Annotated in this window: 8 protein-coding genes; 2 read left to right on the top strand and 6 right to left on the bottom strand. The window is 46.8% G+C overall.

Translation table 11 applies throughout. The annotated features are described in order from the left end of the window. On the bottom strand, positions 1 to 1,644 hold the full coding sequence (locus C7B65_RS09990) for an RluA family pseudouridine synthase (RefSeq protein WP_223257358.1): 1,644 nt from the start codon (positions 1,642 to 1,644) through the stop codon (positions 1 to 3). Further along, positions 1,628 to 2,599 carry a PRC-barrel domain-containing protein gene (locus tag C7B65_RS09995; RefSeq protein ID WP_073071196.1) on the bottom strand — a complete coding sequence of 324 codons (972 nt, stop codon included), beginning with the start codon at positions 2,597 to 2,599 and terminating at the stop codon, positions 1,628 to 1,630. Before C7B65_RS09995 ends, C7B65_RS09990 begins: the two co-directional genes overlap by 17 nt. A 204-nt stretch (positions 2,600 to 2,803) precedes the next feature. On the opposite strand from C7B65_RS09995, the gene rplU reads away from it, so the two are divergent. Then, on the top strand, positions 2,804 to 3,214 hold the full coding sequence (rplU, locus tag C7B65_RS10000) for a 50S ribosomal protein L21 (protein ID WP_073071198.1): 411 nt from the start codon (positions 2,804 to 2,806) through the stop codon (positions 3,212 to 3,214). Between the two features lie 56 nt (positions 3,215 to 3,270). Beyond that, positions 3,271 to 3,549 (top strand): 50S ribosomal protein L27, encoded by a 279-nt coding sequence (gene rpmA, locus C7B65_RS10005; RefSeq protein WP_073071199.1) that lies wholly within the window; start codon positions 3,271 to 3,273, stop codon positions 3,547 to 3,549. 101 nt (positions 3,550 to 3,650) lie between these two features. Here rpmA and C7B65_RS10010 read toward each other — a convergent pair whose 3' ends face one another. The 4 genes from C7B65_RS10010 to C7B65_RS10025 all read right to left on the bottom strand — a co-directional run bounded on the left by C7B65_RS10010 (position 3,651) and on the right by C7B65_RS10025 (position 5,454). Next, a complete protein-coding gene (locus tag C7B65_RS10010) occupies positions 3,651 to 4,040 on the bottom strand; it encodes a type II toxin-antitoxin system VapC family toxin (protein WP_073071201.1) in 390 nt (129 codons plus the stop codon). Next, on the bottom strand, positions 4,030 to 4,257 hold the full coding sequence (locus tag C7B65_RS10015; RefSeq protein ID WP_073071203.1) for a hypothetical protein: 228 nt from the start codon (positions 4,255 to 4,257) through the stop codon (positions 4,030 to 4,032). Before C7B65_RS10015 ends, C7B65_RS10010 begins: the two co-directional genes overlap by 11 nt. A 233-nt stretch (positions 4,258 to 4,490) precedes the next feature. Continuing rightward, entirely contained in the window at positions 4,491 to 5,261 is a 771-nt protein-coding gene (locus tag C7B65_RS10020) for an Rpn family recombination-promoting nuclease/putative transposase (RefSeq protein ID WP_073071205.1), read from the bottom strand. After that, positions 5,251 to 5,454 carry a hypothetical protein gene (locus C7B65_RS10025; RefSeq protein WP_073071207.1) on the bottom strand — a complete coding sequence of 68 codons (204 nt, stop codon included), beginning with the start codon at positions 5,452 to 5,454 and terminating at the stop codon, positions 5,251 to 5,253. The genes C7B65_RS10020 and C7B65_RS10025 overlap by 11 nt, the downstream gene beginning before the upstream one ends. Positions 5,455 to 6,441: the final 987 nt, after the last annotated feature.

Genomic DNA, 6,441 nt, shown 5'->3' on the forward strand with positions numbered 1-6,441 from the left:
TCAAAACGGCGTGTCCACAGTTAGCTGAAGCGTTTGTTTAGACTGCGGATGTTCAAAACTCAGTTCTCTTGCATGGAGATGTAAGCGATCGCCACTCGCTCCATAAAGCCGATCGCCCAAAATTGCCACGCCTAACCCTCTACGATCGGCGGCATGAACTCTAATCTGATGCGTTCGCCCTGTGACTGGAGAGAATTCCATTCGAGTTAAATTTCCCGTTCGCGCCATGTGCTTGAAGTGAGTCACGCTAGGTTTGCCGCGCGGTCGATCGACGGTTTGAATCGGTCGATTTTGTGGATCTCCCCACAGTGGCAGGTCAATCACTCCCTGTTCTTCAATCACCGATCCATTCAGCATCGCCTCATAAACTTTGTAAACCTGACGCTGCTGAAATTGCTGACTAAGTTGACGATAAGTTTGACGATCGCGCGCCAATACCAAAATTCCAGAAGTGTCTCGATCGAGCCGATGCACTGCCATCACAGATTCGCCATCTGGTAGTAAATGACGAAGCCGACTCAAAACGCTGTCTTGCACATCCCGATATCGACCCGGAACCGAGAGCAATCCAGGTGGTTTATTGACCACAATTAGCCATTCATCTTCGTAGAGAATCGGTAGCGTTTGGGTGAGTGCGATCGCGTCTCCCTGCGGCAATCCTGATAGCAAAAACCCCATTAATGGCTGACAGCGTTCTGCACAAGCGCCATAAAACGCTCCCTGAACTTTCTCCTGATTCGTCGAGGGCAAACCCCACCAAAACTCAGCCATTGCCAACGGTTTGAGATGATGAGTCGCGGCATAGTGCAATAGTTTTGGCGCACAACAATCGCCCGTTCCAGTTGGCATTGAGCTTCCTGAGATCAACTGTTGAAGTGAGAGTGACTTGCCAGCAAAATTGGTTAGCCAGTAATGAGCGTGCATCTGAGTTTGAAGCTGTCGAGACAAGCCTTTACGCTGTTGTTTTAGTTCACGAATTCGATTGTCTGCTTGTTCGATCGAGGATTTAAGCGGCTGTAATTCAGCGTTTTGCTGACGTTTAAGCTGTTTGCGATCGATGCCATCTTGACGGCTTTGCTCATTGAGTTGCTCTGCTATTTCTAGCGATTCTGCTGCAACTTCGGTCAATCGCTGGCGTTGCTGTTGACGTTCATTTTTGCGTTGATTGTGAAGCAGCGCGAGTTCATTTAACTGCGTTTGAAATTCTTGAAGCAAAATCTCGTACTGCGATCGCTCTGGCAAATCCTGTAAAGCAATTAATTCTTGCTTAATCAATTCTAAAGTTGCCAGCGTATGAGCCTCTTCAAAGGCAACCCGATCGCGTCCTGGAATCGGCGGCACCCAGCCTTCGACAATCCTGTTGCCATTCAGAAGCCCAGAAAATGCTTTAAGAACTCGCTGTTCACCAGAAGAAGTCTCGACAAGTAGAACTCCGTACATTTTGCCTTCTTGAGATTCGCCCAACGATCGCATTAGCCCTTGGGCGATCGCTTCCACAAACAACGTGCGAGGCAGTCGCAACTGCTCACCACTTTGAGGACAATAACCCTCATACCAATAAGTGGGTAAATCACTGATTGCACAACCCAACTCAACAAAATCTGAAGGTGAATCAAGACCCATTTTGTCAAATCCAGGGGTCATCGTCTTCTAACTCTTCATCCTTCAAAATTTCGGGAGGTTTAGCAGGAGGGGCAATCAATTCTTCATCGTCCCAACTGTCTAGATCGGCTTCATTAATAATGGGTTGATAACGCTCTTTATTTTCAACGGGTTGAGCTTGAACGTTAACCGTTGGCTGAACAAAGTCTTCATCGTCCCAATCTTCTAAAGGATCAGGTTCAGAAACGTCGGGAGGCTCGATCGTCACCTCCGATTCATCCCATTGCTCAACCACATCGTAGGTTTTTTCTCTCACTTGTTCTGCTAAAGTTTGAGCCTTTTCTCTCGCTTGTTCTGCCAAAATTTGTGCCCGTCCTCTTGCAGTTTCGGTCGCGGTTTTGGCTTGAGTGAATAGCGATCGTAACTCTTGTGTCACTTGACTTTTTTCTTCTTGAAGAAAGCCCGTCATTTTTGTAAGCTTTTCTTGAATGCCTTCTCGATAGAGGGTGAACGATCGTACTGCTTCTTCAGACACTAACACTCGTCTATTTCCAATCTTCAAAACATAGTTAGATGGCAATAAATAAGCGCTTCCAGTGATTCCACTCCAATCATTGGCTACAAATAAATAATGCTCAATTTCACCTGTTCTCAAATTGAACAGATAGTCGATAATTTTCCCTACTTTGTTTCCTGCATCTGTCCAAACTTCCCAATTCACTAAAGTTTCGAGTTGCCGAACTTTTTCAACATCTGTGTCAACAGGTCTGGAGTTAACGAGAATGCCATTGCCGCCGATCGTGTCTAACTGATCTAAATTAAATGCCGTTTTTTTCTGCCCCAGCCAGCCCGACTTGCAGATAAATCCTAAAACCCGATGCACTTTGGGATACATCCACAGCACTTCGACTTGTCCTAACTCTGCCATTGTGGAGCGATCGAGGACAAATTGATTCAATAATTCACTCTGTTTAACAACCTCTGGCTGCTGTGCCATATCAACTCAGACACCATAAAGTCTTACTCTCTTTAGTGTATCTTGCCATCCATCAAATTAAGACGCTGAATTTTGTAGCGGTTGACATAGCTTCCTCTGATTTGGCATACTGGTTAACTGGCTGTCTATCCCTGCTCGGATCAGGTCGGACACTCGAAAAGCGGTTTTCCGCTACCTGTACGGCAACTTTTTAAGGACAATTTCATGACTGCATATGCAATTATCGAAGCGAGTGGCACCCAAATGCGCGTAGAGCCAGGTCGGTTCTATGATGTCAACCGCCTCGCCAATGAAGTCGATTCGCAACTGACGATCGATAAAGTTCTCTTCGTCAAAAATGAAGGCGATATCACCGTAGGTCAACCCCTCGTAGCGGGTGCAACGGTTGAGGTAACGGTACTGAGACATCTGCGAGGTCGCAAGATTATCGTCTATAAGATGCAGCCCAAGAAAAAGACCCGCAAAAAGCAAGGTCATCGTCAAGAACTGACGCGCATTATGGTTAACTCCATCAGCCTCAATGGTGAGGTGGTCGATTCTAAAGAGGAACCTAGAGTTGACTCCATCAGCCTCAGTGATGAGGTGGTCGATTCTAAAGAAGAACTTAGAAGCTAAACCCGTTTGCGGTGAATGGCTTTTAACTAAAATCTACACGAACTGTTGAGGAAATTATGGCTCACAAGAAAGGTACAGGCAGTACTCGCAACGGACGCGACTCTAACGCTCAACGTCTAGGTGTCAAGCGCTACGGTGGACAGGTTGTTCTCGCAGGCAATATTTTGGTACGTCAACGTGGCACCAAGATTCACCCTGGCAATAACGTGGGTCGCGGGAGTGATGACACGTTGTTTGCGCTTATCCCTGGCGTTGTCACCTTTGAACCGATGGCAAAAGGTCGCAAGAAAGTCAGTGTTTACGCGAAAGTCGAAGCTGTAGCTGAGGCGACTTAAACGGCTTAACGTTCCGATTGAGCGGCTGTCAGCAACCTCTGCATCCACACTGGGGATTTTCGGCAGTCCGCTCCGGCCGAGTTATTATGCGGCGGCTTTACTCACCACGCTGCTGTTTTCAGACTCTCCACTTCTTGAAAATGAGCATCGCGTGTTACTAAAATTACAGCGTGTTGCAGCGCAAGGGCTGCAATCCAGACATCATTCTCAGGTAACGGACGGCCCTTGAGCCTTAACTTATTTTTGACCTCACCGTATTGCCGTGCGGTTTCAGCGTCACATACCAATATTGTGCTGCCAGCAACTAATTCATCAACTCTTGCTAAGTTTGCTTCAAATCGTCCTGACTTTCTGGCTCCATAACACAGTTCACCAATGACAATGCTTGGAATGAAAACTTCACTGGCTTGAGCAAGACTGTCTTTGACGATCGCCTCATCTGAAAAAAGCGCAATAACGATGTTGGTATCAAGCAAAAACCTACCACTCATCAATATCTACCTGCTCACAATCTTGCTCGATCGTCTCACGCATTAACTGAAGGTCGTCTGAGGGAATTGAACCAGCGAAACGTAACAATTGCTGCCCTGGTATACCTCGAACTTCCGCTTTTACTAGCGATCGAACGAATTCAAGCACCTGCCTTTGCAAGGGCTGAGGCATAACTTTCAACTGTTCAACAACCTCGTCGATGATAGGAATATTCATGTTGCTCTCCTTGTTATCATTCTACAGCGCTTACCGGGAGAGGCGGTAGGAGAACAGGCTCTAAAGCTGATCGAGGGTTACAGGGATTATCTTTACCAGGAACTTCAGCCGCATAACGGCTCAATCAGAGGCGACGAGAAAGCCAGAAACGAAGCGCGAGGACTTTGCTCGTCCGCTGCATTGGAGTTGTTATGCCGTGTCACCACGAGTAGCTTCCCGCAGGATCTACCAACTTAATTTTGTGCAGGATTGTCAATTTGCTGCTGAAGTTGCTGTAACTCCTCAAGCGATAGCCCTGTTATACGAGCGACAGTTGCGATCGGTAAGCCTTCACGTAAAGAGTTAGTAGCAATCTCTCGTTGTTTCTTGACCTCACCTTCTGCCAGAATCGAACGATAAACAGTAGACTCTTGCATAACGTCCCTCCGCAATACCCGATAAATGATCTCGTCTTCCAATTTTAACCCAGCTAAAATCCCTGATGCTGCCATCAAGTTTGCCTGGGTTCGAGGATCTGCAATCTGATCAACTCTCTGGGCAGCTTGGCGCAACGTTTCCTCCGCATCTGCACTTTGAGCCAGAACTGCAAAGGGAATCAGCCCCGGATATTGCAGAAAGAGTGAAGCAGGTTGCTCCCATAAGCGAATCACATCAAACTCATGGCGAGTGCGTTCCATCGTAAAGCTGGTCTGATAAACCAAAGGGGATGCAGTCTGCTTGAGGTAAATGACTACTTGGTGCATTGGCTTCGCCGGATCTCTTCGGTAGCCTCGCAACCGATAATCCGTCACGCGAAACGGAATATTGTCTTTCGGAAGCGTTTGAAACTCGATATGCAAAATGGCTTCGTCTGATTCCAGGAAGATCAGGGCATCAGCGCGAATCGGATCAAGGGACAGTTCCGAGGGTTGGAGTTCTGTTAGCGTAACAGCTTTCCCCAGTAGCCAACTAGCGAAGTCAGCGGAGAAGTGTTCAGCTAGAAATCGACAGGTATCATCGTACATAGAAATAGTAAAATTGTACGCTCTGTACGACGAATCTAGTTTTGAGCAAATCTAAAATTTGATGATGGTTGTTGCGAAGCGATCGCACCTGAGACTCACAGAGTGCATCGCAGCGTTGGGCAAATTCTTCCTTGCCATAGCGGGGTTGTCGAACTGCCGTGGGTTTAACCTCGCTGCGACTTGACCCCTTCATTTTAGCTTGAGGAGTTGATCACTAGTTTCAGGATTTGTGTTGGGTTTCGTAATACTCCACCCAACCTACAAGATCAGCTTTGAATGGGGCAAAAATCTTGCTAGTCAAGCATCTTACACGAATAAGTGATTGACCTCGATAACGGGCTTCTGAATTGCATTACTTTTTTTGACCATCTTCAAATCCTCCCATGCACAGCTTTACAACCCCATACAGTAGAATACATCCCCAGAAAAGCCACGACAAATTAAAGCCAGAAGAGCGAGGTTGATCAGCAGTATTGATGGGGACAAGGCTTTGAACGTAGCAAACAGGCTCTCTACCTCCCGTTCGTTCATAAGCAGATCTGCCACCACAAGAATAACCTCTTGCGTCTATGTCATAAGGACAGGCGCAGTATCCAACTCCAGGCTCTCTCACTGGACTGATAACCGAAGAAAAACTGACTTTGGATTTCTGCTGGCAGCCAACTAGCCCCAAAATGACTACCGTGGAGACAAACACAACAATTATCAATCTCTTGAACTTTACAACCATTTCTACGGCAATCCAGCAACTATTTCCTAGATTGCCCAACTCTTCACAACGGTCTAACTTCTTTTTAGAGAGAAACTTTCCGCATATCCATCTCAAAACGGGTGGATCGGCAGAACCCTTCCGCCTACCACTCTCAATCCGATGGATCGACAGAAACTTTCTGCATATTACACCGCCCCAGATGGATCGGCAGAATCTTTCCACCTATTCCCAGGGGCTTGCGGGGACTTCTTAAGCATTAACAAGCACAGGGCTGTTGTTGAATGCGAGATCGCACTTCTCCTTCTCAAAAAATTAGCATTCCAAAAAGCAATAAACTCTTGTAGAATACATCGCAGTGATGGAGCAATGCCCCGAAATCTGATCGTCCAAACAGGGCAAACGCATCTTAAAAATTACTGAGAATGAGTTCTAGGGTTTCGGGTGTTGATGCGGGAAGATCAACGCAAC

The organism is Phormidesmis priestleyi ULC007 (genome assembly GCF_003003695.1).
In the GTDB taxonomy this organism is placed as follows: Bacteria; Cyanobacteriota; Cyanobacteriia; order Leptolyngbyales; family Leptolyngbyaceae; genus Phormidesmis_A; species Phormidesmis_A priestleyi_A.

Coding starts and splice junctions, on each gene's coding strand:
- C7B65_RS09990 (WP_223257358.1), bottom strand. CDS start 1,644: ATGACCCCTGGATTTGACAAAATGGGTCTTGATTCACCTTCAGATTTT.
- C7B65_RS09995 (WP_073071196.1), bottom strand. CDS start 2,599: ATGGCACAGCAGCCAGAGGTTGTTAAACAGAGTGAATTATTGAATCAA.
- rplU (WP_073071198.1), top strand. CDS start 2,804: ATGACTGCATATGCAATTATCGAAGCGAGTGGCACCCAAATGCGCGTA.
- rpmA (WP_073071199.1), top strand. CDS start 3,271: ATGGCTCACAAGAAAGGTACAGGCAGTACTCGCAACGGACGCGACTCT.
- C7B65_RS10010 (WP_073071201.1), bottom strand. CDS start 4,040: ATGAGTGGTAGGTTTTTGCTTGATACCAACATCGTTATTGCGCTTTTT.
- C7B65_RS10015 (WP_073071203.1), bottom strand. CDS start 4,257: ATGAATATTCCTATCATCGACGAGGTTGTTGAACAGTTGAAAGTTATG.
- C7B65_RS10020 (WP_073071205.1), bottom strand. CDS start 5,261: ATGTACGATGATACCTGTCGATTTCTAGCTGAACACTTCTCCGCTGAC.
- C7B65_RS10025 (WP_073071207.1), bottom strand. CDS start 5,454: ATGAAGGGGTCAAGTCGCAGCGAGGTTAAACCCACGGCAGTTCGACAA.